The sequence below is a fragment of the Luteibacter aegosomatissinici genome (assembly GCF_023078495.1).
In the GTDB taxonomy this organism is placed as follows: Bacteria; Pseudomonadota; Gammaproteobacteria; order Xanthomonadales; family Rhodanobacteraceae; genus Luteibacter; species Luteibacter aegosomatissinici.
Genome location: NZ_CP095742.1, coordinates 1,661,301 through 1,686,568 on the forward strand (window position 1 = coordinate 1,661,301; position 25,268 = coordinate 1,686,568).

27 protein-coding genes are annotated in these 25,268 nt (G+C 64.5%); 2 read left to right on the forward strand and 25 right to left on the reverse strand.

Going from position 1 to position 25,268, the window contains the following annotated elements; translation table 11 throughout:
• From L2Y97_RS07420 to pilL2, 16 genes are all read right to left on the reverse strand, one after another.
• Positions 1 to 2,868, reverse strand: coding sequence for a conjugative transfer ATPase (locus L2Y97_RS07420; RefSeq protein ID WP_247434918.1), 2,868 nt, complete (start codon positions 2,866 to 2,868; stop codon positions 1 to 3).
• Positions 2,868 to 3,308, reverse strand: coding sequence for a TIGR03751 family conjugal transfer lipoprotein (locus L2Y97_RS07425; RefSeq protein WP_247434920.1), 441 nt, complete (start codon positions 3,306 to 3,308; stop codon positions 2,868 to 2,870). Before L2Y97_RS07425 ends, L2Y97_RS07420 begins: the two co-directional genes overlap by 1 nt.
• A complete protein-coding gene (locus L2Y97_RS07430) occupies positions 3,289 to 4,707 on the reverse strand; it encodes a TIGR03752 family integrating conjugative element protein (RefSeq protein WP_247434921.1) in 1,419 nt (472 codons plus the stop codon). Before L2Y97_RS07430 ends, L2Y97_RS07425 begins: the two co-directional genes overlap by 20 nt.
• Complete coding sequence (locus L2Y97_RS07435; protein WP_425492851.1) at positions 4,697 to 5,569, reverse strand: TIGR03749 family integrating conjugative element protein; 873 nt, start codon at positions 5,567 to 5,569, stop codon at positions 4,697 to 4,699. Before L2Y97_RS07435 ends, L2Y97_RS07430 begins: the two co-directional genes overlap by 11 nt.
• A 53-nt stretch (positions 5,570 to 5,622) precedes the next feature.
• Complete coding sequence (locus L2Y97_RS07440; RefSeq protein WP_247434925.1) at positions 5,623 to 6,315, reverse strand: PFL_4703 family integrating conjugative element protein; 693 nt, start codon at positions 6,313 to 6,315, stop codon at positions 5,623 to 5,625.
• Positions 6,312 to 6,722, reverse strand: a complete 411-nt coding sequence (locus L2Y97_RS07445) for a TIGR03750 family conjugal transfer protein (protein ID WP_242558334.1) — start codon at positions 6,720 to 6,722, stop codon at positions 6,312 to 6,314. Before L2Y97_RS07445 ends, L2Y97_RS07440 begins: the two co-directional genes overlap by 4 nt.
• 12 nt (positions 6,723 to 6,734) lie before the next feature.
• On the reverse strand, positions 6,735 to 7,094 hold the full coding sequence (locus L2Y97_RS07450) for a TIGR03745 family integrating conjugative element membrane protein (RefSeq protein ID WP_027015295.1): 360 nt from the start codon (positions 7,092 to 7,094) through the stop codon (positions 6,735 to 6,737).
• Between the two features lie 16 nt (positions 7,095 to 7,110).
• Positions 7,111 to 7,344: a TIGR03758 family integrating conjugative element protein gene (locus L2Y97_RS07455; protein WP_003050225.1), complete on the reverse strand. Its 234-nt coding sequence runs from the start codon at positions 7,342 to 7,344 to the stop codon at positions 7,111 to 7,113.
• The gene (locus L2Y97_RS07460; protein ID WP_020207137.1) at positions 7,341 to 7,727 is read right to left on the reverse strand and encodes an integrative conjugative element protein, RAQPRD family; all 387 of its coding nucleotides are present in this window, start codon (positions 7,725 to 7,727) and stop codon (positions 7,341 to 7,343) included. Before L2Y97_RS07460 ends, L2Y97_RS07455 begins: the two co-directional genes overlap by 4 nt.
• A 98-nt stretch (positions 7,728 to 7,825) precedes the next feature.
• A complete protein-coding gene (locus tag L2Y97_RS07465) occupies positions 7,826 to 8,575 on the reverse strand; it encodes a TIGR03747 family integrating conjugative element membrane protein (RefSeq protein ID WP_247434927.1) in 750 nt (249 codons plus the stop codon).
• A complete protein-coding gene (gene traD, locus L2Y97_RS07470) occupies positions 8,572 to 10,758 on the reverse strand; it encodes a type IV conjugative transfer system coupling protein TraD (RefSeq protein WP_247434928.1) in 2,187 nt (728 codons plus the stop codon). The genes L2Y97_RS07465 and traD overlap by 4 nt, the downstream gene beginning before the upstream one ends.
• Positions 10,759 to 10,762: 4 nt before the next feature.
• Complete coding sequence (locus tag L2Y97_RS07475) at positions 10,763 to 11,311, reverse strand: integrating conjugative element protein (RefSeq protein WP_242558337.1); 549 nt, start codon at positions 11,309 to 11,311, stop codon at positions 10,763 to 10,765.
• A complete protein-coding gene (locus L2Y97_RS07480; protein WP_242558338.1) occupies positions 11,308 to 11,898 on the reverse strand; it encodes a transglycosylase SLT domain-containing protein in 591 nt (196 codons plus the stop codon). Before L2Y97_RS07480 ends, L2Y97_RS07475 begins: the two co-directional genes overlap by 4 nt.
• A complete protein-coding gene (locus L2Y97_RS07485; RefSeq protein WP_020207151.1) occupies positions 11,880 to 12,605 on the reverse strand; it encodes a TIGR03759 family integrating conjugative element protein in 726 nt (241 codons plus the stop codon). Before L2Y97_RS07485 ends, L2Y97_RS07480 begins: the two co-directional genes overlap by 19 nt.
• Positions 12,606 to 12,619: 14 nt before the next feature.
• Complete coding sequence (locus L2Y97_RS07490; protein WP_247434929.1) at positions 12,620 to 13,273, reverse strand: hypothetical protein; 654 nt, start codon at positions 13,271 to 13,273, stop codon at positions 12,620 to 12,622.
• The gene (gene pilL2, locus L2Y97_RS07495) at positions 13,270 to 13,869 is read right to left on the reverse strand and encodes a PFGI-1 class ICE element type IV pilus protein PilL2 (RefSeq protein WP_247436735.1); all 600 of its coding nucleotides are present in this window, start codon (positions 13,867 to 13,869) and stop codon (positions 13,270 to 13,272) included. The genes L2Y97_RS07490 and pilL2 overlap by 4 nt, the downstream gene beginning before the upstream one ends.
• 243 nt (positions 13,870 to 14,112) lie before the next feature.
• Between pilL2 and L2Y97_RS07500 the strand changes: the two genes are divergently transcribed.
• Positions 14,113 to 15,876: an ATP-dependent nuclease gene (locus tag L2Y97_RS07500; protein ID WP_247434931.1), complete on the forward strand. Its 1,764-nt coding sequence runs from the start codon at positions 14,113 to 14,115 to the stop codon at positions 15,874 to 15,876.
• Positions 15,863 to 17,677, forward strand: a complete 1,815-nt coding sequence (locus L2Y97_RS07505; RefSeq protein WP_081651628.1) for an ATP-dependent helicase — start codon at positions 15,863 to 15,865, stop codon at positions 17,675 to 17,677. Before L2Y97_RS07500 ends, L2Y97_RS07505 begins: the two co-directional genes overlap by 14 nt.
• A 381-nt stretch (positions 17,678 to 18,058) precedes the next feature.
• On the opposite strand, the gene L2Y97_RS07510 is transcribed toward L2Y97_RS07505, so the two are convergent.
• The 9 genes from L2Y97_RS07510 to L2Y97_RS07550 all read right to left on the reverse strand — a co-directional run bounded on the left by L2Y97_RS07510 (position 18,059) and on the right by L2Y97_RS07550 (position 25,248).
• Positions 18,059 to 18,505, reverse strand: coding sequence for a competence protein CoiA (locus L2Y97_RS07510; RefSeq protein WP_247434934.1), 447 nt, complete (start codon positions 18,503 to 18,505; stop codon positions 18,059 to 18,061).
• A 138-nt stretch (positions 18,506 to 18,643) separates the two neighbouring features.
• Entirely contained in the window at positions 18,644 to 20,923 is a 2,280-nt protein-coding gene (locus tag L2Y97_RS07515) for a helicase-related protein (RefSeq protein ID WP_247434936.1), read from the reverse strand.
• 104 nt (positions 20,924 to 21,027) lie between these two features.
• Complete coding sequence (locus tag L2Y97_RS07520; RefSeq protein ID WP_247434939.1) at positions 21,028 to 21,339, reverse strand: hypothetical protein; 312 nt, start codon at positions 21,337 to 21,339, stop codon at positions 21,028 to 21,030.
• 103 nt (positions 21,340 to 21,442) lie between these two features.
• Positions 21,443 to 22,552: a DUF6094 domain-containing protein gene (locus L2Y97_RS07525; protein WP_242558342.1), complete on the reverse strand. Its 1,110-nt coding sequence runs from the start codon at positions 22,550 to 22,552 to the stop codon at positions 21,443 to 21,445.
• A gap of 64 nt (positions 22,553 to 22,616) precedes the next feature.
• Positions 22,617 to 23,264 carry a hypothetical protein gene (locus L2Y97_RS07530; protein ID WP_247434941.1) on the reverse strand — a complete coding sequence of 216 codons (648 nt, stop codon included), beginning with the start codon at positions 23,262 to 23,264 and terminating at the stop codon, positions 22,617 to 22,619.
• Positions 23,265 to 23,340: 76 nt separating this feature from the next.
• Positions 23,341 to 23,601 (reverse strand): hypothetical protein, encoded by a 261-nt coding sequence (locus L2Y97_RS07535; RefSeq protein WP_247434944.1) that lies wholly within the window; start codon positions 23,599 to 23,601, stop codon positions 23,341 to 23,343.
• A gap of 16 nt (positions 23,602 to 23,617) precedes the next feature.
• The gene (locus L2Y97_RS07540; protein WP_247434947.1) at positions 23,618 to 24,025 is read right to left on the reverse strand and encodes a hypothetical protein; all 408 of its coding nucleotides are present in this window, start codon (positions 24,023 to 24,025) and stop codon (positions 23,618 to 23,620) included.
• Between the two features lie 102 nt (positions 24,026 to 24,127).
• The gene (locus tag L2Y97_RS07545) at positions 24,128 to 24,451 is read right to left on the reverse strand and encodes a hypothetical protein (RefSeq protein WP_247434949.1); all 324 of its coding nucleotides are present in this window, start codon (positions 24,449 to 24,451) and stop codon (positions 24,128 to 24,130) included.
• Between the two features lie 95 nt (positions 24,452 to 24,546).
• Positions 24,547 to 25,248 (reverse strand): DUF3275 family protein, encoded by a 702-nt coding sequence (locus L2Y97_RS07550; protein ID WP_247434952.1) that lies wholly within the window; start codon positions 25,246 to 25,248, stop codon positions 24,547 to 24,549.
• Between the last annotated feature and the right edge of the window lie 20 nt (positions 25,249 to 25,268).

Consider the following 25,268-nt stretch of genomic DNA (forward strand, 5'->3'; position numbering starts at 1 on the left):
TTACGACAGTTCCAGGGCAGGCGACTCGATGCCGCGTGCCTGGTTGATCTTCTCGGCGACCTTGAAAGCTGCTTCCAACTCGGTGCAGCCGTATTGCTGCATGAGCTGGTAGCGCTCTGCCTTCTCTTCGGGTTCGGTTTGCGCGAGCGCGAGGTACAGGCTCGGCGGCACGGCGCGGAACAGCACTTCCATGCTCTTGGAGAGGATGACGCCCTCGGTGAATTTCCCCGCCTCTTTGCGCGCCGAAAGCATCAGCGCCTTCTGCGCGGGCGAGAGTTCGCGGAAGCGTGCGATCTTCTCGACCTCATCGGGCGGCATCGACAGGCAGATCCACCACTCGATCATGTTGAGCATGGGCTCCGCAGCACGCGGCAGGTCGTCGATATTTTGCGTAGCGAGCCAGAACCAGGCTCCTAGCTTGCGCCACATTTTTGTGATTTTCACGACGTAGGGCGCGAGCAGCGGGTTCTTCGTGATGATGTGTCCTTCGTCGGTCACGTTGATGATCGGGCGGCCCAGGTACTGATCGCGCTCGGCGATGTTGTTCACCGTGCTGATCAGGCTGATGTAGGCGATGGAGAGCTGCGCGTTGTAGCCCTCGCGCGCATAGGTCGCGAGATCCACCAGGGTGATGTCGGCCTCGGGCCACGGCGTGCCGTCGCGGTCGAACATCTCGCCGTCCGTGCCTTGGCAGAACATGTCCATCGCGTCCGCCATCTCCAGCAGCCGCACGCGCCGCATCTCCGGCAGTGTCGAGTCCTGGCCGCGCGTGCGCAGCGCGTTGCGCACGTCGCGCGTGAGTACGGTGCGCTTCTCGGCCACGCAGTGTTCGGCGGCGTCGAGAATGCACTGTCGAATCAGCGAACGATCGGCCCGAGTCATCCGGGCCTCTTCTTTATCCTCGCCGCCAGTGATCATCAGCCGTGCAGTGATTTCCAGTTCACCGAGCACGTCGCGCTGCTCGTCCGCCTCCATGGCCGAGACGTCCGGCGGCTGGTCTTCATCCAGCGCATCCGCATCGAGCGTCTGCACGTCACTCGGCGTTTCGATCAGCCGGCGCGCGTCAGCGAAGGGTGCGAGGCTGATGCCTGAGCCTGGGGCCAGCTTGACCCGGTTCACGGTCAGGCCCAGACGCTTGGCGAAATCGCTGAACAGGCCGAAGCTGTTGCCGGCTTCCACGATGAAGAGGCGTGGCCGGTAGATGGCCGTGACCTGATTCAAGAGGTTGTTGAGCGTTGCGCTTTTGCCGGAGCCGGTCGGGCCGAACAGGAACAGATGGGCGTTCATCTGTCGATCCAGGCGGTTGAGCGGGTCAAAGGTGATCGGCCCGCCGCCTCGGTTGAAGAACGTATTGCCGGGATGGCCCGTACCTTGGCTGCGGCCCCAGGCCGGAGAGAGATTCGCCACGTGCTGGGCAAACATCAGTTGGGTGAACCAGTTCCGCCGATCCTGGCTCGGGTTGTAGCAGCATGGCAGCCAGCGCAGGTAGCTGTTCAAAGGCGCGACTTCATCGTCTTCGCGCACGGGCTGCAAACCAGCGTTGAGCATCACGTTCGCCAGGTCCAGGCCGCGCCGGTCCAGCTCAGCTTCATCCCGGCCGCGCAAATAAAAGGCCAGCGTTCCCCGGTAGAGCTTGTGAGCGCTGCCGATGAGCGAGCGGGCCTCCTGCACATCCTTGAGAGTCTGCTCCGATGCCAGTGTTTCGCCGACTGCCTTCTTCGCCAGGTGGTTCAGATGCGATTCGAGGATGTCCTGGGGTGTCGCCACCATGGTCAGACACATCGTCGTGTCCTCGGGCATCTGATCGAACAGCGTGTTGATCGCATCGCCTTTACGAGTTTCGCCAGTCAGGTGACCTGTACCAGGCGGCATGCGCAGCCGGTCAGTGACCAGCACACGGTGCGGCATGCCGTCGAAGTGCCAGGTTCCGTGCTCTGCGTCCGAGCGTGGCTGGCTGAAGAAAAGCCGCTGGCTGAAATCCCGCCCACTCGCCAGCTCGATCTCGCCGTCTTCTGTCTCGTCGGGGTAGCGTGCCAGCGCATAGAAGCGTTCGCGGTCCTCGACCCCAGGCCCGAGCAGCGTGGGACGCGGGTTGAACCACCGCAGCAGCCAGTCATGAACGTCGGCCGCGACCATGCGCCGGGCCTGGATGCCGGCGTTCGCCAGCCCACCACACAGGCGATCGCAGACGATGTTCAGCATCTGCTCGGGCGTCTGGCCGCGGCGGCTCGCCTGCCCGGTGGCCCGGCGATAGACGACCATGCGCACGCGCCGCGTCTGGCCGCGCCAACGCAGCCGCGTGACCACCGTGTCCTCGAAGAGCCCGCCCGGCTTCGCGACCGCGCGCAGGTGGTGTCCGAAGAAGCGAAGGTAGAACTCGGTGAAAGCCGTATTGCGGGCGCGCGGCTGCACGTAGTCGCGCAGGGTCTGCATGTACTGGTCGAAGCTGGGTTCGTCCTGGGCATAGAGCTGGAGCACCCAAGGGTTCTCGTCCAGTTCATCGAAGCTGTCCTGGAGCGCGTTCTCCAAGGCGTCGCGGGCGTGTGCGAGCCAGCCGGGCTCCCGGCCCTCGGTGCCCAGCGGAACCAGTTCGAAGAAGGCCGCCACCGATTGCCCGTCCTCCAGCAGCATGGACTTCGACTCGGGCAGGAACTCCACCCAGGGCAGCAACTCCACGAACGACGGCGCGACGTCATACAGCGCCTGTTCGTCCGCCAGGGTCGCCGGCCTGCGGCCCTGGACCGTTGCACCGGGTTCGGGGATGCCGGTCTGGCGCAAGGCTTCGACGTGGCGCTGCCAACCGTCCGGCTGCTCGTCATCGCCAGCGCCGAATGTGGTGGGCTTCGGCCAGGGGAGCTTCCAGCGCATCAGTAGTCCTCCACGCGCTCGCCAGGCATGGCGTACTGCACGCGCTGGTACAGCGGGAAGACCGTCGTATAGCCCGGAACCGGCACCGGGTCCGTGCCCGCCAGGTGCGGGTACACGTACATGACGAGATCGGGATTGGGCAGGCGCTGGAACTGGCGATAGACCTCGTTGCGCGCCGTGCGCGTATAGCGCATCTGCTCGACGGGCGCGGCCTGCACGTCCGCCTCGGTCAGCGGCCGGCGCAGGCTCTGGCGTGCATCGAGCAACTGCCTGCGGGCCACCTGGCCGTTGCCACCGCCGCCGTCCCCGGCGCTCTGCTGCCAGATGTCCATCATCGTGCTGTCGCCGTGCGGCAGCAGCTTTTCCTTGCTGGTGGCGCAGCCGCCGAGCACCGCGACGGCGAGGGCCAGCGCCAGGCCCTTAGTCAAGTTCGAGAGCATGGCTTTCTCCTGCGCGGTGATCGACCTTGCGGCCTTCGGGATCGAAGTCGATGGCGAGCGGCTTTTCGAGGTGGACGGCAACCTTCGCGCCGGGCTGGACATAGACGGCGGCGAATGCCTGGCCGTACAACTTGTTCACCCAATCGGCCATGTCGCGCACGCCCCCGGCCAGGATGCGGCCCACGGCCTCGTTGCCTGAGATGCCGACACTGCCGATGGAGCCATCGGCGCCTACGTAAGACATCTGGCTGCTGTCGCTGTCGATGAGCGAGGCGACGCCGGCACCGGCCGCAGTAATCAGGGCTTGCGAGCCGAGGTATTGCTGTGCGTTGCTGCGCCGCTCCCCACTGACGCAAGGAATGCCATACGGGTCGCTGATCCAGCCCAGGCCGTCGCGTTGCTGGTCGTTTTGCTGGTTACCGTCGCGGTCCTCCGGGATGGTGCGAACTGTCCCGTCGTGGAAAACGAAGGTGATGCTGCGCACCTGGCCGCGCACGCATGAAAGCGTCCAATCCCCTGAAGCCGTGCCGCTGAATACAGCACCGGCCACGTCGGGAATATCGATGCCGTTGGCGGTGAGGTTGTCGGGGCCGACGAGGACTTTAAAGGGGTATGGATCGTTGACGGTTCCGTCGATCGGCACACGGCCAATCAGCGCCGTCATCGCCACCGATCCCATGAGTGTGGAGTTAGTCGGCACGGTATAGACGGGCTTGGCGGACGTGACCCCGGCGGCACGCGCACCTACGTTTGCCACGGTCTCCGCCGTGGTTTCAAGCGTGCGCTGCGCTGGGCCGAAGCTCGTCGGGAAGCTCAGGTTGCCGCTTGTGCCGCGGCTGCTTCCCCGTCCATCGGTCTGCTTCGCGTCATCCGGTTCCACCCAGCGCACACCGCCCTCCATGCCGGCGTCGTCGCCGTCGCGCAGGCCGAGGCCCACCGGCAGATCGGCGTGGCCGCCGCCGCGCCCGCCGATGCTGTCCAGCCGGCGCTGCAGGTCGGCGAGCAGCCCCTCGGTCTGCTGGCGCTCGCTGGCCGCCTGCTGCTGGTCGCGGCGCAGGTTGGCGCGCTCGGATTCGAGTGCGGACGTGATGCGCTGATCGATCGAGTTCTCGCGCTGGCGCAGGCGCTGGTTTTCCTCGCGCTGGGACTTGTTGTCGGAGAGCGCGGTCTGAAGCTCGGTTCGCAGTTGCTTCACCTGCGCTACCAGCGTTGCCACGGTGTCGCGTGGGGTATCGCCTTCAATGCCCAGCGCCTTCATTTCTTCCGGCGTGAGCTGGGCACCACTATCCGCGGCGGGCGGCGCCGACGTGCTTCCACCGGAGAACAGCCGAATGGCGATGAACAGCACCAGCAAGGCCACAGGGATCATCAACCACTTCAGGAGTCCGTTACTGCGCATGGCGGGCCTCCGTGAGGTCCTGGGAACTGGCTTCCGGCTGCGGCAGATGCGCGGCAGGATCGAAGCGGTTGATCGCCGGCAGCAGCGATTGCGCGAGGCTGTGCCCCCGCGTCACCAAATACAGGACGGTCGTGTCCTCTGGCGTCCCGCGCGGGCCGAGGGCTTCGTGCTGAAAGGTGGCGGTGAGGAAATCGCCCTGCAACACGCGCGGGTCGAGGGTGATCCAGCCGCCGCTGCTATTGGTGAGGCGCACGGCAGTGACCCACTGGTCTTCCAGACGCCATGAGGCGAGCGCGACCGCGCGCACCGGCAGCGTCGGCACCAGCGTGCCGAGGTCCAGGTCGCGGCGCAAGTTCACCCGCATGACGCCCGCCAGCGGCTCCACGGTGCGTAGCGGCGCGTAGAGGTTCTGCGCGGCGAAGCGCGTCAGGACAACCGGCACCGGGGTCTCGCGTCGCGCCGCCCGCGCGCCTGCCTGGTCCTGGGCGCGCACCGGGGCTTCGTTGTCATCGCCGGGCTGATCGCCATAGCGCGCCGGGGTGCTGTTGCCCTCGACGATGCGCACTGGTTCCAGCTCGGCTTCCCCGTCCTTGGCTGGCTCCGCCGCAATGTCCAGCAGGATCAGCGCGCCCGTGTCGGCGTCCTGCAATTGCAGGCGCGTGGGCTCGATCGGCTCGCTGGCGCGCAGGTACACCGCGCCGCCCGCGCTCTGCACCCGTAGGCGCTCGCCGACGCCCGCAGGTACGCCCACGCGGACGTTGCGGTCGATGAACACGATGCGCTCCTGGCCGACCTTCAAGGGCACCGCCAGCGGCATGCGTTCCCAGCGCAGGATTTCCACCGCCTGGGCAGCGGAGGACATGACCACTGCGGCGGCCACGGCCAACAGCCCCGGCAGCTTGAATACAGGATGCTTCATGGGGTGCTTCCTCCTTGGGGCGCTTGCGGAGATAGGCCGCTTGGCGTCGGGCGCGTCGGCTCCGGCGTACTGATGCGCTGGGGCGTGCCGTCGTAGCAGTCGAGCGCCAGGCCGAACGGGTTGCGCGCCGGATCGACGTCCACCCGCGTGACCTTCACGGGGTAGCGCACCAGGGCTCGCTTGACCTGCTCGGCGCCGTAGTACTCGTCGGCGGTGATGTCCAGCGTCACCACCCAGTCGCGGTCGGACACCACGCGCACGCGCGCCATGGGGTCGTCGCCATAGCCGCGGCCAGGGATTTCGTAGATGCCGCGCACGCGCTGGCGCAGCTCGCCCGTGGAGCGGCGGTAGTCGTAGTCCGCCCGCAGGTAGGCCTGGCACGACGGGGTGAGGTACGGCGAGAGCGTGTGGAGGTTGCGCGCGTAGTCCTCTTCGCCATTCGTCGGCCAGCGGTTGAGGGTCTGAAACACGTAGAACGTGAACGCGTAGACCGATTCGGGCGGCACTTCCCACCACTTCCGGGTACTGCCGGAGCGCAGATCAGGCGGGACGTGGATGGTCAGGTCGCGCGGAGCGCTCCACCAGCCGCCGCCCATGACCAGGGCGACGATGACCAGCGCGCCAGCACCCAGGCGAAGCGTCTTGATGTGCGCCTGCAGATGGGTGATCTCGTTCTTGAAGCGGCTCATCGTGCCCCCCTTGCAACAGACCTTCGGGTGGTCCAGAAGCCGGAGCGTGAAATCAGCACATGGCCGCGCACCCAGCCCGCCACCGCCGGGAAGCGCGTGGCGATGCGCCACTGGAGTTGCCGATACAGCCAAGTGTCGGGACGTCCCCGCTTGAGGCGACGCAGGATGCCGCCCCCGATGAACACGCCGAAGGCCACGCCCAGCACAACGAAGGTGGGCGCGAGCGCGATCGTGCGGAACACCCAGGACAGCGGTGCACCGACCAGCAGGCCGGCGACGCCGGACAGGCCGCAGCAAATCCACAGCTCGTCGGCGGTGAGGCCGCGCACAACAACGGGATGGCGGTTGAGCCGGTGCGGAAGGAACGTGACCGTCCCGTCAGCACGGACGTGCTGCTGCTCGGACATACCGGCCTCGCCTTACAGGATGCCGGTGGCTTCGGTGAGCAGCCAGATGCCGATCACGAGCAGCACCGCGCCGATGGCAACGGTGAGGCCGAACTGGCCCCAGGTCTTGCGGCCCGTGTGGATTTCCGCGTAGGTGCCATAGGCGTGGTAGCACACGCCAATGAACATCGACGCCACGACCAGCAGGGCCACGAGCATGATGATGTCGTAGCCGTAGTTCCTGATCGTTTCCATGATGCCGTTGCCCGTGCCGCGGGTCGGGTTCTCCAGTTGCGGCAGCCCCTGCGCGAACGACAGCGCGGGCAGCGCGGCGGCGCCCAGGGCCACGGCGGCGCGCTGGACAAAACGGGAAGTGAGGATGCGGTTTTGCATGGTCAGGCCTTTCAGGTCAGGAGAGGAGGAAGAAACTCAGGACGAGGTACATCGCGACGAAGCGGATGCAGACGCCGAGGAACTGGCGCTGGTTGAGGCGGCTCTCGGACCACCCCACGTAGGCCGTTCGGATGGCCCAGACGCCCCAGACGAGCAGGACCGCGAACACGACGCCGACCAAGACGGTCGCCATCGCGGAAGGCGCGATGCCGCTGTTCGCTTGAAATGCCGAAACCTGGGCGCCGTTCATGGCTTGCTCTCCGCAGTCGTCGTCGGCTGCGATGGCGAGGCGGCCCGCTCGGTGCGGTAGTCGCCGGACAGTTCAGAGAGGTCGCGCGGCTGGGCACGCGACGGTGTGAGGTGGGCCTGGATGCCAGCGCGCACACGCGCCAGGTCAGCCAGCAGCCGCGGGTAATCGAAGTGGTAGCGTTCGCCCGGCTGGATGGGGGCATGCGCGGCGCCGTCGGCGACGGTGCGCTCCAGCGCGTCGAGCTGGCGCAGCGCGGCGACCAACTCCTGGCGCTGCGCCGGGGCCTCGGCCAATGCCGTAGGGGACTGGCCCAGCAGGAGGGCCATCACGAGAAAAGTGGGCACGCCGCGATGCGCGGCGCGCAGCCAGGTTGAAGCCACCATCGCGCCATTCCTGTGTGATCAGCAATGGCTTGATCGTGGAGATCAGGGCTGCTTTAGGCTGCAAACAATAGGAACCCGCGGATGACCGGATTGATGGCTTAGAGGTACTTCTTGAAGCTGCCTGCGGTCAGGCTCACGGCCAGTCCCAGCAAGGCGGCGCTCGGCAGCAGAATCAGTAGTGGATGCACCGAGATCGGCAAGGCCAGGTACGTGACCCAGGGCAGAACAGCCAGCGGCATCAGGCTTGCTTTCGCGCGGTGGTAGATGAAGCCCGATTCGCGGCCTGCGCCGAACCGGCGCACGTCGCGCCGCACCAGGCCGTCGATCAGGCCGACGAACGCCGCAGTGCAGATCAGCGGCAAAGTGAGCACCAGGACCAGCAGGCGCACAAGGAAGGTCAGCGTCGTGAAGGCCGCGGCGATCAGGTAGCTCTCGGTCCAGACATAGACCTGGCTGATGTAATAGCGGAAGTTGCGCGTCTGGCCGTGGCTGGGCGCACGGGCGCGCTCGGCGGTCTGGCTCATGCGTTCCAGCAGTCCCGAGCGCACGAATACCCATTCGTAGCCGGTATCCACCAGCTCATGCGCCGTGCGCCCCGGCTCCTGCACGACCACGCTGCGCGTGAAGTGGTTGGACAGGTGCCCCAGCTCGTACTGCAACATCTGCTGGGAATGGCGCCAGCCCTGGTCCTTCCAGAACAGGTGCATGCCGACGCACTCCACGACGATAGAGAACAGCAGCGAGCCGATCAGCACCCCGAGCAGCCGGAACGGTAAGGTGATGGTGCCGACAATCAGGCCTTGGCGCTGGCTCTGCTCCCGCTGCGCGGTCGAGGCGGCATCCTTCATGGCGAGGCCTCGTTGCCGGCGCTGTCGTCGGTGGCCACAAGGCCAGGTTCGGCCGCAGCAGCATCATCCAGCAAGTCGTCGGGCAAGGCCCCGTCCTGCAGCGCCGGGGAACTGGTGAACTCCCACCACTGCGTGGCCTCGCTGTAGCTCTGGCGCATGTAGCCCGCGAGTTGTTGCAGATCCTGCGGCATGACCTCATCGGGGTCCGGTGCCGGCAACGGCATGCGAACCTTCCAAAGCTGGCCACCCTGCAGCAGCGCGAAGCACTGCCCCTTAGGCAGGGCGACCACGTGGGATGGCTCAATCATCGGCACGCTGGACATGCTGATGCGGTCCTGGGTGTTACTGGTGAAATCCGTCGCGCCGCGGATGTCCGAGCTGTCGGTCGCGCCGGAGACGATGGTGGTGGTATAGACCTCGACTTTCGGCAGTTGCCGGGTCAGCAGTTCGGCGGTGGCCGTCTCGCGCACGCGCAGCATGAAGAGGTTGTTGAAGTTGCCGATCACCTGACCGGCCTTCGCGCGATTGCCGATACGGGCCTCGATGTCCGAGAGGGTCTGCGTGTACGCGGTGACTTGCAGCCCGGCGCCACCACCTTTGTTGATCAGTGGAATAAACTCGTCGCCCATCAACTCGTTGAACTCATCGGCATGGACGTTGATCGGCACGCGCGCGCCGTCCGAAGCGCCCGGCAGGCCATCGTCGATCCCGTGCTTGTAGATATGGCCTGCGACCGATACGAGATCGCTGAACATCGAGTTGCCGACCGCTGCGGCGACCTCGGCATCGGACAGCGCGTCCAGGCCAACATAGACGATGGCCCGCTTCCTAATGACCTGCATCCAATCGAAGATCGGGCGCGGGTCGGCCAGGTCGGAATAGTTCGGGGCCAGGAGCTGCGCGATCTTGCCGCTCGTGAGCTTTTCCAGCAGAGGCAAAAGGCTGGCGACGATCTTGTCGAAGTACGTTTTGTCGTACCGCACGGCAGAGCGCAAACCGTCCAGCACAGGGTCGTAGTTGCGGGCTTGGGACAGGTACTGCTCCAGCGCCACCACGCGCTTCTCGCGCCCGATCATGTTGCGCGGGATGTTCTTCTCGTTGAGCTTGGCCTCGATCTGGACGATCACCTCCCAGGCTTTGGGCTCCGTCTTAGCGAAGTAGTGCTGGGCGTACTCAATGAACAGCGCGTCGATGTTGATGACGTGCCGTTGGATCAGCATGTAGTCCGGGCGCTGACCCAGTTCCACCAAGGCGCGGGCGATGATGTTGACGAAGCGCCAGGCAAATTCCCTGAAAGCCGCCGAGTTGCCTTCACCGGAGAGTTGCCCCGCAATGCGGGTCGCCACCTCGCTGATGCGTCCAAAGCGCCCCACGGCGTTATAACGGGCGGAAATGTCCGGCCACCCCAAATGGAACACATAGAACTCTCCCTCGCGGCCTGCGCGTTGCGCCTCGACGTACATCCGCTTCAGGAGGTCGGCGTCGCCCTTGGGGTCAATGACGATCACGACCTCGTGCTCGCCTGCGACGTTCTTCCGGCGGATGTCCTGCGTCACGAATAACTCGGCCAGCCGCGTCTTTCCCACGCGGGTTGTCCCCAAGACCAATGAGTGCCCGACGCGCTCGCCCAGCGGCAGGCTGACGTCCACCTCCTCGGGTTCGATGCCGTGCAGCCGAGGCAGTCCGCCCACAGGTGGCAGCGGGCGCACTGGGTTGAAAGGCACGTCCCAGCCGGTGAGTTTCGACAGCCGTGACAGTGGGAACGGCGCGAACTCCAGCCGTTCCTCCAGGCGCCGCGCCAGTCGGTAGGCTGGCGTCGGCTCGACGTAGCGCCGAAACTCTGGCCGGTACGTCTGCATGAGCCTATGGGTGTGTTTCTGCTCCCACAAAAAGCCGCGCCCCACAAACAGACGCTGCTGGCTGACCGGCACGTCCTTGCTGGTCTTCACATATCGCGACAGGCGGCGGATGTTGCGTCGGTAGCGAAGGATGACGCGGGCATCGCGGTAGCGGATCGCGCCGTAGGCGCCGAACGCCAGTGCGCTGCCGACGCCCATGGCGGGGCTCAGCGCGAGCGACCACGGGGCCACCAGGGACAGAAACGCGGCGCCTGCACACGCCGCGACGGTATATAGCTCCACCGCTGGGCGAAGCAGAACCTCGACCGGCTGTTTCCCCGACATGGCTTCATTGCTCGATGCCGGTGGCCGTGATCAGCGCCGGGTAGTGCCGCAGACCCAGGCGCTCGGCCAAATCATCGCCGGACACGGGCGCAAGCGGTACGCCGGGCACCAGGGCGCGCAGCCGCACCAGACTCTGCACGGTCTCGACGTTGACCACCAGACCGACCGCGCCGCGCTCGCGCAATGAGGCTGCATGGCGGCGCAACCAGGCCTGGGAAGCCTCGTCGTCGCCCACAACCACGAAGGGACGCAGGCCCGGGGCCTCGATCGCTCGCCGCGCGACGGTGCCGGGCGTGAGCTTGGCGCTGCGCATCGGCAGCATCGCGGCCTCATCCGCCGGCGTGGCCGGGATCTGAGTCGCCGGGATGGGCGATCGGGCCGGAGTGTTGGCGCGCGGCTGGAGGCTCAGGGCTTCGTAGTACGGCAGCGCCGACGTGCCGCCACGGTCTTCGACCACGATCAGCGGCTCGCCGGCACGCGAGGCCAGCGGCAGACCCGCCAGCAGCACGAGCAGGCCTTTCGCCGCGAGATGGGCCAGATGGGATTTCGTCATGGGGAGGTCTCCTGGCGCGCGGCGAGGACCGCGGCGGTTGAGCGCGTGCCCTGCACGCGCGCGAGGTGGCGGGACACGCTGCGCCGATAGCGGGCGGCAGGCTCGCCACCCGCAGGACGGTGGTAGCGGCCGATCGCCACCAGCCAGTTTTCGCCGGTGGTGTGCTGCTCTCTCAGGATCTCGGCGGCGATGGCGAGATTGCGGTACGGGTCGAGCAAGTCGCACGCGCTGGCGTAGCGCTGCTGTTGGTAGCCGAGGTTGATCTGGCCCAGGCCCGCATCGATGCGCGTGTGCGGCGTGGAGCGCATCGCTTGCTGCAAACCGGCGCAGGCGTCGGCACGGGTCGCATAGCGGCGCGATTGGCCGGCGACGTTGAGGGACCACGGCCAAGGGACGATGCGTCCGTTGCGCCGGATGCCGCTCTCCTGCAAGGCCACGGCGTAGAGCACCGTCGAGGGAATGCCCGCGCGCTGGGCGGCAAGCTGGTAGGCCGGTGGCGGAACCTCCTGGGCCTGGGCGGCGCAGGCGCAGAGGCCGGCAGCGAGCACCAGTGCGCGCAACGGCGCCGTCAGGGTTGGCGTTGCCATTGGCCGTTCACTTCGCGCACGACGGCAGGCAAATCGCCGGGCAGGCCCAGCGACAGCCAGCGGCCACCGTCGTGGTTGAGCGTGATGCTGCCGCCGCGCACCCGTGTGGGGTCGATCTGTGCGCGCTTGGCCCAGTCGCGGATGCGCGCGTCGTCCTGGCGGCTGCCGACCATGTACAGGTCGAACTCGGTACCTGAGGATTGCAGGCGTTGCACGAGCTGTCCGCAGGCCGCGCAGCCGTCCTTGACGAACACCGCCGTGCGGCCGCTGCCGCGCACTGTACCGACGCTGGGTTTGTCGTCAGGCAGGTTCACCCGTTGCATGCCGGGGTTCAGGCGCTGCCAGGCTTCGTCGTAGGCACGTTGATATGCAAGCAGCTTCTCGACGCGGCGCGCTTCGACTTGCACCTGCAGTTCTGCATAGCGCCGCCGTTCCTCGTCGTTGCGGGCCTCGATGCCCAGGGCGGACAGAGGGTCCAGGTTGGGCGAATAGATGCCCAGCGGCCCGTCCATCAACTCGCGGTAGCGCGCCCATTCCTGCGGTTGGAGGCCCCAGTCGCTTGCTACCTGGTCGTCCGGGGTTCGGGCGACCAGCGGACGCTCCTGGTTCTGCGCATTGCGGGCCGGGGCGGTGACCGGCTGCTGCGCCCAGGCGGGCAATTGGGCGGATGCCAGCAGGAGCGCGGAAAGGATGATCGACGGCTTCATGTGGTGTGCTCCGGTCAGGGAATCGCCACGCGACGGGTCTGGTCGCCGGCCTGGAACACGGCGGTGTTGCCCTCGACCGCCTGCAAACGCCACGGGCCGAGCGCGTCACCTGGCAGCAGTACCTGAAGCTGATCGGGCGTGAAATCCGCGCTGCTCGGCGCGACGGACACGCTGCGCTGGCCAGCGCGCAATTCGGCGCCGACGACGCGGAACGGCATCTGGGGCGGTTCGGGCTTGGCGGCGGCCTTGCTCGATGCGCGCGGCTGGAGGGGTGCTGCGGCGCGCGGAACAGGCGCAGTCGTCTGGCGCGCCTTGACCTGCTCGACCTCGGCGCGCAGCGCCTGAAGGTCGTCGGCAGCGGCATAGCCGCTCAGCGCTGTCTCAACCTGGGCAGCGCGTGCTTCCAGGACTTGACGGGTGTCTTTGAGGTCCGCCGCCGTTGCGGCGGTCGGACGCCGCTGGATGGCCTCGATGGCCTCGGCCAGGCCCGCGGCCTGCGCATCCAGGCGTTCCAGGCGGGAATCGAGCCGTTCCTGGTCGGCCTGGTCGTTCATGGTCTGGTAGCCCAAGGCTACGAAGACGCTGAGGCCGATCAGCCACAGCCACAGAAGGCTCTGCACCACCACCACGACGGCGGCCGAGCGCCGGGCAGACTGTGGGGCGCTCATGGCTGGCCTCCCGAAACCGAAGGCTCCAGCGGGAACGTTTGCACCGCCTTGGCGGCGGGTGGCTCGGATGCGGTTTCGACGGCCGCGCTGTCGGCGGGCCGTTCGAAGCAAATCTGCCGTGCGCGATCATCCGCGTGCAGTTCCCAGGCCGGGCCAGCCAGTGTAAGCAGCGCATCGCGCAAGGTCATGGGGCCGAGGTGCAGGTGCGCCGCCGGCAGCGGCAGCGCGTACAGCTCGATTACCGCGTGCGCCGTCTGGCACAGGCCGTAACCGCTACGCTTGAGCACATGCCGCAGCCCATCGCCGACGGTGGCGCGGGCATCTTCGGGCATGGACACGTCGATGGTCTGCAACAGCAGGTCGCGTTGCGCTGCTTTGGGTGCCAGCTCGACCAGCGTGTAGCGACCGTAGCGCACGACGGGGATGTACTCGGGCGCCTCGGGTTCGGGCGCGGCCGAGACTTCCTCGATGGCATTAGTTGCGGGCGGCGCAGTCGTCGTAGCGCAGCCGCCAGCCAGCACCGACCAGAGCAGGCCGAGGACTCCTGCCAGCAGGCGGCGTTCGGGATGGTGAAACCAAGGTGGAGAGGGGCACATAAGCTCGGCGTCCTGAAACATCGAGCCCTTACCATCGCCGCTAAGGCCCGGGGCAGCAGCAAACAATGCGAACCACGCTGCGTCCGATTTGCCGGCAGCGGTCTAGTCGAACAAGAGCGGCCTTGAGGGGGCCGTAACGGAAAGGCTCAGTCGCGGTCGGCGGATGGAGGCCGGCCGCTTGACTGCTACTATTTGTTAAAACACCAGTGGACGGGGGCGTAAATGAGGGTTTCTCGGGTCAGGTTGATCAATTTCGCCAATTTCTCGGATGTTGATGTCGAGACGGGGGAAAGTATCGTCATCGTGGGAGAGAACAAGGTTGGCAAGAGCAATTTCATTCGCGGACTGCAGTTGATCCTTGATCCGGGCTTGTCTGAACGCGATCGACAACTGGGGCTTGAACATTTCTGGGATGGACTTGGCGAAGACAAGGTTGGTGCGACCATTGAGGTCTCTGTGGATCTAACGGACTTCACAAACGATCCCCGGCTGATGGCTCACCTCAACGATTGCGTGATTGATCCTGGCCCACCCATGGTGGCCCGACTCACCTACCGCTTCCAGCCTAAGGCGGGCCTGGGGCGCGCCCCGGAATCGTTGAAGGACTATGAGTATGTGATCTTCGGTGGCGACGATCCCGACATGCGTATCGGCGGCGCACTTCGCCGGATGTTGCCAATAGATGTTCAGGTAGCCCTGCGCGACGCTGAGAAGGACCTTGCGAACTGGCGCAATTCGCCACTGAGGCCGCTCATTGAGGATCTTGCCGCGTCGTTGGATGATGACGCCCGTGAGGAGATTCAGAATCAGGTCGACCAAGCACAGCGAGAGCTGGCTGGACACGAGGAAGTGGTAGCGACAGCAGAACGGATCAGCGAACGGCTGATCGCAATCGCCGGGGGGCAACATGCTGTCCCGGTATCGCTCGGACTTGCACCTACACGAGTGGATGCATTGCTGCGTAGCCTTCGGCTGCTCATCGACAACGGTGTTCGCGGTGTCGGCGATGCCAGCCTAGGAACGGCGAATCTGATCTTCCTGGCCTTGAAGAGCCTCGAACTCGACCGTCTCGTCTCCGAAGGGGAGCGCGACCACACATTCTTCGTCGTTGAGGAGCCCGAAGCGCACCTGCATCCGCATGTCCAGCGTCTTGTCTATCGCTACTTTCTCGGCACAAGAGCGGAAGATGAGGACGAAGCCCCTCCGCTGACGACAATTCTCACTACTCACTCGCCGCATATCGCAAGCGTTACACCGATTAGGTCCATCGTTCTCCTACGTCATAACGCAACGGACGGGAAAACCGTCGCGGTTTCAACCGCGAAAGCACCTTTCACACAGAGGGATGAAGACGACCTCCAGCGCTACATCGACGTCACTCGCGGAGAAATATTCTTTTCCCGGGGAGTGATTCTGGTTGAAGGGGACGCCGAGCGCTTCATCATCCCCGCGTTCGCCGAGGCCCTCGGGATTCCTTTCGACATACTTGGAATCACTGTGTGCTCGGTCGGGGGGACGAACTTCACTCCTTATGTGAAGCTTTTGGGCCCTAAAGGGCTAAATATTCCGCATGTAATTTTGACAGATCGCGACCCGGTCAATGGCAAACCCCCACTAGCCCACAGGCGATTAATTAATCTCTTAAACGAGGTCGATGACGAATATGGTTACGATGACCTGGATATAGATGATGTGCTCAAATATGCCGCAGAGTTTGGATACTTCGTCAACGAGAGCACGCTGGAATCCGACCTATTTGCCGCCGGAATGACCGAGGCGATGAAGTCGGTAATCGAGCAGGAGTTGCCGCTGAGGCAAGTCACCCGGGACGCATTGCAAGAGTGGGTGGATGATCCGGATCAGGTCGATGAAGACCGGCTGCTGAAGTTGATTGAACGGATTGGCAAGGGGAGATTTGCACAGGCACTTGCGCCGTCGGTGTCTGAGGACGTTTGCCCGGCCTACATTCGCTCTGCGCTGGAGCATATCCGCGATGCGGTCGCGTAACGTCGGTACAGCCTACCTGGCGCAGGCTGCCGAGTTGGCTGGAAATCCAGGGCAGTTGGCAGCTTACAACTCTCAAGGACATTGTGTGGTACTCGCTGGTCCCGGGAGCGGTAAGACCAAGACACTCGTCCTAAAGCTCGCCCGCATCCTGGCCGAAGACGTCGAGGCCCCTCGTGGCGTTGCGTGCATCACTTATAGCCAGGAGTGCGCTCGCGAACTCGCTCGCCGAATTGAAAGCTTGGGACTTCAGCAGGCATCTAATCTTTTCATTGGTACGGTACATGGGTTCTGTCTGCGTCATCTCTTGATGCCGTATGGACGCCTGGCCGGCCTGCCCATATCTTTCCCACTTTCGGTGGCCACTCAACGAGTCAGTGATCGGTTGTTGAAGCAAACTGGAGATGCGCTTTTCGGCCAGAACCATCCGTACAAAGTTATTGATCTCGGGCGGCATCGCCGTTCCGTGCTCAATCGAAATAGCGTCGCTTGGCGTAGCGAGGAGGAACTCGCTGCCTGGGCCGAGGCCTACGAGGCCGCTCTACGCGACGAGGGGCTGATTGACTACGATGACATGGTTGTCTTCGGCCAACGTTTGATCGCCGAGCACGACTGGGTACTACCTCTGGTTCAGGCAAAATTCCCCGTGCTCGCGGTGGATGAGTACCAGGATTTAGGCGTGGCACTGCATCGCATCGTCAAACGCCTTGCCTTCGACGGTGGTGTCCGACTTTTCGCTGTCGGGGATGCGGATCAGTCGATATATGGATTTACGGGAGCTGATGGCGCGTTGCTCATGGAATTGGCGGCTCGCAGAGACATTGAGCCTGTCCAGCTTCAATTAAATTACCGTTCTGGTGCAGGGATCGTGACTGCGTCAGAGATGGCGCTTGGAGAAGCCCGAGGCTATCAAGCGAGCGATCCTGCGCGACAAACGACCATCGAATTTGTTCTGCGCCCGGGTGGTATGGCGGACCAGGCTGCGCACGCCGTCGCGCAGATCATTCCGGCGGCCTTAGCCTCCAAGCCGGGACGAACACTGGGCGATATCGCGATCCTATACAAAGACTATCGCGCAGGCGATATCGTGGCTGAAGCTGTGGCAACCGGCGGTCTCGATTACATCCGTGTGGATACCGCAGCGCCTTACCGCAAGGTTGCCCTAACAAGTTGGGTAGAAGATTGTGCGGCGTGGTGCGCGGGTGGCTGGCGTGTCGGACGCCCACAATTGCGTGGACTACTCGACCGCTATCGCGCATTTCATCGGGCGAGCTTGGACGATTCACAGGCCAAGCGCGAAGAGCAAGAGCTAACCGCCTTGCTATGGGATCTGCGCGCTGACCAGCAACCTGCGCGAGAGTTTGTTGCTTCGCTGCGCAACGGTGTAGTGGATCATCTGCTGACGGCTGAATTGGCGCTCGCTGATCAGAAGGAGCAACTGGATCGCATGACGGCAGCGCTCGCCGAAGGCGGTGCACTGGCTTCGCTAGACATCACGAGTTTGGGCGGTCGGGACGGTTCGCCCGATCACCTGAATCTGCTGACACTGCATTCCGCCAAGGGCTGTGAGTACGACGTCGTCATCATGGTTGGACTCGACCTCGGAAATCTGCCGTGGCGCAATGAAACTCCAGAGAAGTTGCGCGAAAGTCGCCGGCTCTTCTATGTGGGACTCACACGTGCTCGCGACGAGGTCCACATGCTGTATTCGGGCTTCGTTGATGGCCGCTATGGCCCCATGCGCCTTGGGCGCTCGCCATTCCTTGATGAACTGGAGACGCGAATGCGCGCCGCTGGCATTTGAGTGTGAACCAGGGAACTGGAGTGCTGGTCGAGCAACGTCACAGTCGAGCTACATGTTTGCAGCCAAGCGATTGGCTGTGAAACGTTCGCGCGAGAGTCTGGCGGCGTTATTCATCGAGTTTAGGTTATCGATACACCATAGACCGTTGATGCAAAGAAAGCGCTCACTGAGCACTGCCTCAAGTAAGTTTGGAACGGTTGCGGTGAAGAATCCGGCCCCGTTAACCGCTGGGGCCGGATCTAGCTCAAGCATCGCGACCGGCAGGTCAGAAAGGCACGGGCCGAAGTGGCCGGCCGAAGGGAACTTTCCCCCAAACTCGGTGCGCAGACGCTCCTTTCCCATGCTCTTGGTGAGAGTGCTATATCGCTCCTGCCGCAACAACTAAAGAGACTTGATGCCCGCCTCGCGGTACCGCTCTTGGCGTTTACGGTAGTCACGGAGCGACTGATACGATCTTTGGATCTCGACAGCCAACCTAACCCCATTGCGCTCTCCCCAGACATCAGCCTGCCAGCGACCTGCGTCACCCGAACCCGGCATTTCAACCGAGGCACGGCATCCAAGATCTTCAAGCACGCTGCGCACAAGTATCTTGGCCGCCAGGTGCCATTGGCTTTCTTCGGAAGTACTGCACGCACCTCCTAGATGCGCGAAGAAGGGGTACCCATTAGCACTAACCTTGGGAATCGCTGGAGCGTTGCAGCACGGCATCAGCAGATCACCGACGCAGTACGCCCGTTGCAACTCTTCCCACTGCGCCTGAGACAGATGCAGTGCGTTAGCTGCACCAGTACCATCTGCATATGCTGCTTCGATCACCATAGCCATAGCGCCTCCTTGAATCTCGGTATTGTCCAATCAGTTTAGCCTTCCCCGCGCTGGAACCGGGGCGGTGATCGAATCCTCCGAGCAGCAATTTCCTAGAAGAATGCCGGCACCCCCGAAAGAATGCCGGCAGACAGCAGATCAGGCTGTTACCAATTGCCGGGCCAATGCGACCTCGACGGAATCACCATCCTGGTTCAGGACATCGAGCCCCGATTCGGGTACATCGCCCGAAGTGGACTGCGAGACCATGATCTTCTTGGCCATCAGCTCCAGGCAGGTCATCTGCGAGGAACTGGCGTAGCCGAGGTAGATCACGCGCACGGACTCTTTCTGCCCAATGCGCCACGAGCGGCGGGCCGCCTGTTGAAGCGAGTACACGTTGTAGCCCGACTGCATGAACACGATCGTCGGAAACTCCAACAGGTCCAGTCCCGTCTTGACCAACTCGGGGTTGGTGATGAGCACGTCGATGCCACGGTCCAATTGCTCGGCGATCCAATCCTCGCGGCGGCTGGCATCCACGCTTGCGCGTAGCACCGCCACCTTGAAGCCTTCCTGCTCCAGCAGCACCTTCAGGCGCGACGTGGTGTCGCGCGTGCCGGTATAGACCGTGTAGGCCAGGACCTTGCGGCCCTGTGCCTTCTCCTCCTTGCAGATGTCGATCAACTCGCGCTCTTTCGGCGTCACCTCGAACTCGTTGAACTGAGCCGGGACAAACGCCAAGGTGTTGCGCGTGCGCGGGTGCACCACGGTCTCCGACCGGAAGCAGCAATCCGGCCAGGCCAGCAGCACGTTGAGCACCACGCCCAGCAGCGTCGTATCGCGTCGCGCCAGAGCCTGTTTCAACTCCGCGGTCAGCCGACCCGCCAGATCACGGTAGGCCGCGGCTTGTGCCGTGTCCATCGCGACTTCACGGAACTCCTCGTCATACGGCGGCAGGACGTTGCCACCGATGTCTCGAAGCTTGAGGAAGATCGTGAACGGCAGGATGCAGCGCAGCACGCCCTTGGGGCCGAAGCCCGGAGCCTTGACCGTTCTGACACTGACTTTCGTGCCTTTCGCGGTCTTGTGCGCCGTGCCGGTGCTCTCGGAATAAATGTCCTTCAGGACACCGTGATCGCGCATGAACGCCATCGCGGCCGAGGTCATGCTGCCGCTCGTGGTCGGGCGGTAGCCGTCTTCGATCATCCGCCCGGGAAGGGCTCGGAACAGCAGGTAGAACAGATCGTCGCCGTAGCCGCCCATCAACGTGCCGGTCAGCAGCAAGGTCTTGCGAGCCTTCGCTGCCAGCACGCCCATGGCCTGGCCTTGGGCACTGCCGCCGTTCTTGTACTCGTGCGCCTCGTCGGCGATGAGCAGGTCGAACGTGCCTTGCGGCAGATATCTCTTGATGAACTCGGACGGCTGGTAGCCGCCCTCGCCAAAGCCGAACTCCATGTTGGCCATCGCGCGTTCCATGCGCGCGGCCTGGCGGTCGGAAAACACCAGCTCGCCGTTGCCATCCATGAGGTTGATGAACTCGTGGATGTTGTCGCCCAGCATCGACGCCAGGAATCCGTCGCCGAACTTCTGCATCAGCTTCTGCGCGGTGACTTCCCCGATGGTCGGGATGCGCTTCAAGGCTTTCAGCACGGCCGAGGATTGGTCGCTGCCGGACAGGCTGCGCGGGCGGATCAGCGTCCACAGGGGCGCGGCGCAATGGCTGCACTTCCTGCGGTACTCCTCGGCTTCGAGCGCGACCGGGTTGACCGGCTCGCCGTCGAGGTCGGTGATGAGCGTGCCGCAGTCAGGGCACGCTGCCACGTCGCCATGGCGGGTGCGCCGCGTGGTGAAGACAGGCTTCCAGTGGAATCCCATCCGCATCCGCACGCGCCCCAGGACAAAGAACTCCTGGCCCGTGGGCTGCACACCCAACTGCTCGCGCAGCTTGATGAGCTTGACCAGCGTGTCCGGGCCGTTGAGCACCCAGACCTTGGCGCCTGCCACCGTCTCCTGGATCTCGCGCCGCCACTTGTAGACCAGGTGCGGTGGAGAAAGAACCAGGGTGCGGCGGTAGCCTTCGGCGTTGAGGACGGCGGCCGTGGCGATGCCGACGGTGGTCTTGCCGCAGCCCATCTCGCCGTTGACGATCGCGGCGCGTTCGCCACGATCGATCAGCAGCTCGGCGGCGGCATGGACGACTTCGGCCTGGGCCTGGAACAGCTTGCGTTTGAGGCTGGCGACGATGAGTTGCCGGTGCGCCTGCGGCTGGCCGGTATAGACCGGCGGGTTGGCGCGGTTGAGCGAGTCGAGCAGTTCGTCGCCGAACTCTTCGACGAAATCCTGAAGGCTCAGGGTCAGAGGGGAATATTCCGCATCGAGCAGTTCGCCCTGTACGGGCGTTGCATCGTTGGTGGTGGTATCGAGATCGAGAGACATGGTGATGCTCCAAAGAAAATGGGGCATGCACCACCCCCAGCGGGGCGATGGCATGCCCCGTGGTGGGAGGAAAGGACGGCGCGCGGCCGTCGCGTTGAGGAAGATCAGTACTCGCTGGGCAGCAGCAGCGTGGTCACACTGCGATCCCATTCGGTAATGATCCAGAGCTGCAGGCTGGGTGCGACCTGGTATGAGGAAAAGAGGCGGTCCTCACCGGACTCCAGCGCGGCATCGTTTTGCCGCCTGTCGTAGTCGTCGAGATCGCCCCAGTCGCCGTTGAGATGGCGGTGCAGATACGGAATCGGGTTGAGCCGGCCCTGTTGGACCAGGTCATCGACGCCGATGGTCATGACCACCTGGCCGGGAGCGAAGCGCCGGCTCGGTGTCTGGCTGATGGGAAGTGCTTGGGCTGCCATGGAAGGCTCCTTGAGGATGGAGGGGCCACGGCACCCCATCGGGGCGACTGGACCCCGGTGGGTGGAAGAAATCGACGGCGAACCGTCGGCGGTGGAGAAACGATCAGCGGATGGTCAACACCTCGCCCCGCGTGGCGGAGCCCGGCGTCATGTCCCACGCGCGGATGACAGGCACGAACTTGTCGGTGAGGATGCGGGTCTCGGCGATCGAGCCGTCTTCGCGTTCGGTGAATTCCCGCTGGAGCGTCTTGTCCTTGTGGGTGTCACCTTTGACGACGAGCAGGCGCCCGGTCTTGGAGCGCACAACGCCGGAAATCGCGCCCGCGGCCAGAGCCAGGGCGAGATGCCAGTGGGACAAAGCCCGCGCCGGAGGACGCAGCGACTGCTGCGCGGCCCCCAGGTGCGTGTCCAGCGACGGCCAGAGGCCATGCAACCGGCCAACTTCGTCGGCGAACTGCTCAGGCTCCATCGTCACGCGGAAGAAGTGCTCCGGCTCGGCCGGACTGGCGGGGATGACATACGGCAGGAACGGCCATTCACACGGCAGCTCCTCGGCTTCGGCATCGCCTTGCCCAACCTGCAGCAGCAGATTGCGCACGCCCTTGAGGCCATCGGGGGCCAGCTCTCGCTGGCGCACCCGCCGGCCGAAGATCACCACCTGCTTGAACTGCGTTTCCACCGCTCGGTAGATGCGCAGATCGGTGTAGTGGCGCGTTAGCCAGCCGACCAACTCCGCGTCGAGCACGTAGCCGGGCACGATGAAGACCAGCACGCCGCCGTACTGCAACAGCGACAGGCTGCGCTGGTAGAACAGCTTTTCGAGGCGGGCGCGGCCTTGGCCCTGATAGCCGATGTTGCCGTTGACGTCCTTCGCCAGGTCGCCATACGGGGGATTCAGCCAGAGCAGCCCGAAGGACTGCTTGGAGATCATCGTGTCCATCAGGTCCGCGTGCAGGCAATGATCGACCAGGCCGCGGGCATGGCGTGCCCGCTCCGCGTCGAACTCGACGGCGAACGCCTTGGCCTGCTCGCGCCCGAGGGCGTGGGCGGCTTCGGCGATCGCCACGCCTTCGCCGGCGCAGGGATCGAGGATGCACATCGGCCCGTCGCTGGGCATCAGTGCGTTGAGGGCTCTTTCGAGCGTGGGTTCGTCGGTCGGGAAGTACCCGTTCTTCACGAAATTGCGGGCAAGCCGCGGGAACATGAGAGCCATGGAAGTCTCCTGGTTGGCGGGGATGAATGGCGGAAGCACGCCGAGGCGTGCCTCCGAGGGTGTGTCAAACCGATACCGCTTCCGGCGTCCAAATCTTGGCCGGAGAGGGATAGGCGGTGAGCACGTCACTGCGGATCAGGGAGCCCAGCGCCAGGGTCAGCGCCGGCACGTCGATGGCGAGACGATGGCCTTCCAGCGGCCCGAGGGCGAACGGAAGGCGGGCCAGCATCTCGCGGGTTTGCAGCAGTTCCAGCACGGTCTCGCGCCAGTGGTCGAGTAGCGGCAACGGGCACGTGTCCCGCACCAGCGTCCACAGGCGGTCGAGCCGGTGGGCGCTGTCGCGTGGCAGCAATGCCAGCGCGCTGGCGTTGGCCTTGTCGGGCTTGACGCAGCGCCGGTCGAACAGCCACACGTTGGACAGCGAACCGAACAGCGTTCGCCGGTAGGCGCGGGTGATGCGCTTTTCCAGGCGATCGACGTTGCCGATGAACACCGGGACGCTGCCGCCCTGGTCGGTGATGACGTGAAACTGGTCCAGTCCCTGCTCATCGCGCCCGAGGGTCAGGCGAGCGAGGAACTGCTGGACGGCGGTGTCCCGCGCCCAGAACGACAGGAAGATCAGGTTGCCCTGGTCATCGCCGACGCAGGCGTCGGCCATCACATCCGGGCATTCGTCGATGCGGTACAGCGTGGGAGAAGTATTTGCGGGCATGGTGGTGTCCTCGGATAAGCGGGAACAGCACCGCCCGCTGGGGCATGTACTGCCCCAGGGGGTGGAAGAAAATCGCTCAGTCCGGCTCGAACTGCCGGGTGTGCGGATTGAAGTGAAGTACCTCGTCCACCGCGGTGATCGGCGTGAAGCCGTCCAGGTAGATGTTGTTGAGGTACTGGTCGCGGTGGGTCAGTGCCTGCCGTGCCTGCTCCTCGGTGAGGCCGTTGTCGATGAAGTACCCCAGCATTTCCTCGTCGGAGGAAACTTCGTCGTTGGACAAACTGCCTTCTACGAGCTTCAGCAGCGAGGCGGGGAGCGCAGCCAGGATCGGGTCCATGTCGGTTCCTCCTGGCTCAGGCCATCAGCGTTACGGCGGGTGCCGTGACGGCCGTGGGTGCGCGCCGCCGTGCGTGGTAGGCGCGAACGCCTGCACGCCATTCGGCGGACTGCTCCGGTGCAAGGTCCAGATAGGACAGCGGGCACGAGTAGTAGTACGGGTGCATGGACTCGTCCAGCGGCTTGTAGCCCCACTGGTTGCCGCTGCGTTCCAGCAGATCGCAGCGGATGTAGCACAGGGATTGGCCCGGTGCGAGATCACGATGCACGCCTTCGACCTTGGCCGTCACTTCCGCGACGGACCAGAGGACATTGCCGCGCAGCGCGTGGGCGATGACCTTCACGCTGGCGCGCTCGGTCTCCTGCGGTGCGATCAGTTCCCCGATCAGTTCAGACCGCGATTGGGGAGAGAAATACCAGCCCATGAGAGGCCTCCTGAAGAAGTAGAGCCGGAGGCCTCCCCGTGGGGGAAGAACCCCCAGCGGGTGATGGAATGCCGCATGTGCGGCGGTGGAACTCAATGCGGACTAGGAACCGCAACCGGCCGGGCAGCAACCCAGCGTGATCCCATGCGAACAGCAGCCGTTGTCGGCGAGCCAGTCCTGGGTTTCCTGCCGCTCGGCAGGCGTTGCGTAGTCCCATTCCCGGGTCGCGATTTCCAGCGCCTGAACGCGCTGGTCATCCGGCAATCGATTGGCTTGCGTGTCGATCTCCGAGCTGAAGAGCGTCACGTAATGGTCGTAGGACAGGCCGCAACCGCGCTGGGCGCGTTCGGCAGCCGCCGTGCAAAGAGCCCGCCACGCGGATTCATCCAGCGTGGGACGGGGTGTATCACAAGCGATGGTGGACATGATGGAGACCTCCGAAGAAAAGCCGGGGCCTCGCCCCGCATGGGGAAGGAACCCCGGCGGGTGAATGAAGAACACCGCGGATGCGGCGTCTGCGATCACGCAGGTTGCAGTTCGGCCTGGCGGCTCCACTCCTGCGTCTTGAAGTCCAGCGCGTAGCCCAGTTCGCCCAGGCGGGCGATCTGTGCGCGCAGGGCGCGGCGGTCGATGGTCGAATCCAGCTTCATAGACTCGCCCAGCGGCCACAACAGGCCGAACAGCGCGGCGTCGCCATCCTCGGTGCTGCCGGGGGCAGCAGCCGCAGCAGGCGGCGCGTCCACGCCGAAGGGCGTGGTATCGACCAGCGGGTCCGCGGACGTTTGCACGGGTGCAGGTTTGGCTGACCTGGATGCCTTGGTGGGCTTGGCCGGCGTTGCCGCAGGCTGCTTTCCTAGCTCTTCATCGAGTGGATCGATGTCATGGGTGGTGAAGCTGCGAATGTCTTCGCGGCTCAGCTTGTCAACGCCGAAGAGCGTCATGCCATCCAGGTTGCATCGAATCTCGAACTTGAAGCCATCCCTCATGGGGATCGGGTTAAGAAAGATATAGCGGACCACGAATTCCCCGTCGTACTTGCCTTCGGGGTACTGCTCAAGCTCCGCGTCCTTTACCGCGAAGTTTCCGATCGGAGTCGTGAGAAAACCGACTCTGAAAGGACCATTACGGCCTCGGATTGTGCGAATCGAAAGCTGGCCAGGTACAACGACGGGGAGTAGAGAGCGTGGGGAAGTAGATGTCGCGGGTGCCGATGTGGCTGCCATGATGGTTCTCCTTGAGGAAT

Bases quoted from the DNA above. Each gene is read 5' to 3' on its own strand.
- L2Y97_RS07420 (WP_247434918.1), bottom strand. From the start codon at position 2,868: ATGCGCTGGAAGCTCCCCTGGCCGAAGCCCACCACATTCGGCGCTGGC.
- L2Y97_RS07425 (WP_247434920.1), bottom strand. From the start codon at position 3,308: ATGCTCTCGAACTTGACTAAGGGCCTGGCGCTGGCCCTCGCCGTCGCG.
- L2Y97_RS07430 (WP_247434921.1), bottom strand. From the start codon at position 4,707: ATGCGCAGTAACGGACTCCTGAAGTGGTTGATGATCCCTGTGGCCTTG.
- L2Y97_RS07435 (WP_425492851.1), bottom strand. From the start codon at position 5,569: ATGTCCTCCGCTGCCCAGGCGGTGGAAATCCTGCGCTGGGAACGCATG.
- L2Y97_RS07440 (WP_247434925.1), bottom strand. From the start codon at position 6,315: ATGAGCCGCTTCAAGAACGAGATCACCCATCTGCAGGCGCACATCAAG.
- L2Y97_RS07445 (WP_242558334.1), bottom strand. From the start codon at position 6,722: ATGTCCGAGCAGCAGCACGTCCGTGCTGACGGGACGGTCACGTTCCTT.
- L2Y97_RS07450 (WP_027015295.1), bottom strand. From the start codon at position 7,094: ATGCAAAACCGCATCCTCACTTCCCGTTTTGTCCAGCGCGCCGCCGTG.
- L2Y97_RS07455 (WP_003050225.1), bottom strand. From the start codon at position 7,344: ATGAACGGCGCCCAGGTTTCGGCATTTCAAGCGAACAGCGGCATCGCG.
- L2Y97_RS07460 (WP_020207137.1), bottom strand. From the start codon at position 7,727: ATGGTGGCTTCAACCTGGCTGCGCGCCGCGCATCGCGGCGTGCCCACT.
- L2Y97_RS07465 (WP_247434927.1), bottom strand. From the start codon at position 8,575: ATGAAGGATGCCGCCTCGACCGCGCAGCGGGAGCAGAGCCAGCGCCAA.
- traD (WP_247434928.1), bottom strand. From the start codon at position 10,758: ATGTCGGGGAAACAGCCGGTCGAGGTTCTGCTTCGCCCAGCGGTGGAG.
- L2Y97_RS07475 (WP_242558337.1), bottom strand. From the start codon at position 11,311: ATGACGAAATCCCATCTGGCCCATCTCGCGGCGAAAGGCCTGCTCGTG.
- L2Y97_RS07480 (WP_242558338.1), bottom strand. From the start codon at position 11,898: ATGGCAACGCCAACCCTGACGGCGCCGTTGCGCGCACTGGTGCTCGCT.
- L2Y97_RS07485 (WP_020207151.1), bottom strand. From the start codon at position 12,605: ATGAAGCCGTCGATCATCCTTTCCGCGCTCCTGCTGGCATCCGCCCAA.
- L2Y97_RS07490 (WP_247434929.1), bottom strand. From the start codon at position 13,273: ATGAGCGCCCCACAGTCTGCCCGGCGCTCGGCCGCCGTCGTGGTGGTG.
- pilL2 (WP_247436735.1), bottom strand. From the start codon at position 13,869: ATGTGCCCCTCTCCACCTTGGTTTCACCATCCCGAACGCCGCCTGCTG.
- L2Y97_RS07505 (WP_081651628.1), top strand. From the start codon at position 15,863: ATGCGGTCGCGTAACGTCGGTACAGCCTACCTGGCGCAGGCTGCCGAG.
- L2Y97_RS07510 (WP_247434934.1), bottom strand. From the start codon at position 18,505: ATGGCTATGGTGATCGAAGCAGCATATGCAGATGGTACTGGTGCAGCT.
- L2Y97_RS07515 (WP_247434936.1), bottom strand. From the start codon at position 20,923: ATGTCTCTCGATCTCGATACCACCACCAACGATGCAACGCCCGTACAG.
- L2Y97_RS07520 (WP_247434939.1), bottom strand. From the start codon at position 21,339: ATGGCAGCCCAAGCACTTCCCATCAGCCAGACACCGAGCCGGCGCTTC.
- L2Y97_RS07525 (WP_242558342.1), bottom strand. From the start codon at position 22,552: ATGGCTCTCATGTTCCCGCGGCTTGCCCGCAATTTCGTGAAGAACGGG.
- L2Y97_RS07530 (WP_247434941.1), bottom strand. From the start codon at position 23,264: ATGCCCGCAAATACTTCTCCCACGCTGTACCGCATCGACGAATGCCCG.
- L2Y97_RS07535 (WP_247434944.1), bottom strand. From the start codon at position 23,601: ATGGACCCGATCCTGGCTGCGCTCCCCGCCTCGCTGCTGAAGCTCGTA.
- L2Y97_RS07540 (WP_247434947.1), bottom strand. From the start codon at position 24,025: ATGGGCTGGTATTTCTCTCCCCAATCGCGGTCTGAACTGATCGGGGAA.
- L2Y97_RS07545 (WP_247434949.1), bottom strand. From the start codon at position 24,451: ATGTCCACCATCGCTTGTGATACACCCCGTCCCACGCTGGATGAATCC.
- L2Y97_RS07550 (WP_247434952.1), bottom strand. From the start codon at position 25,248: ATGGCAGCCACATCGGCACCCGCGACATCTACTTCCCCACGCTCTCTA.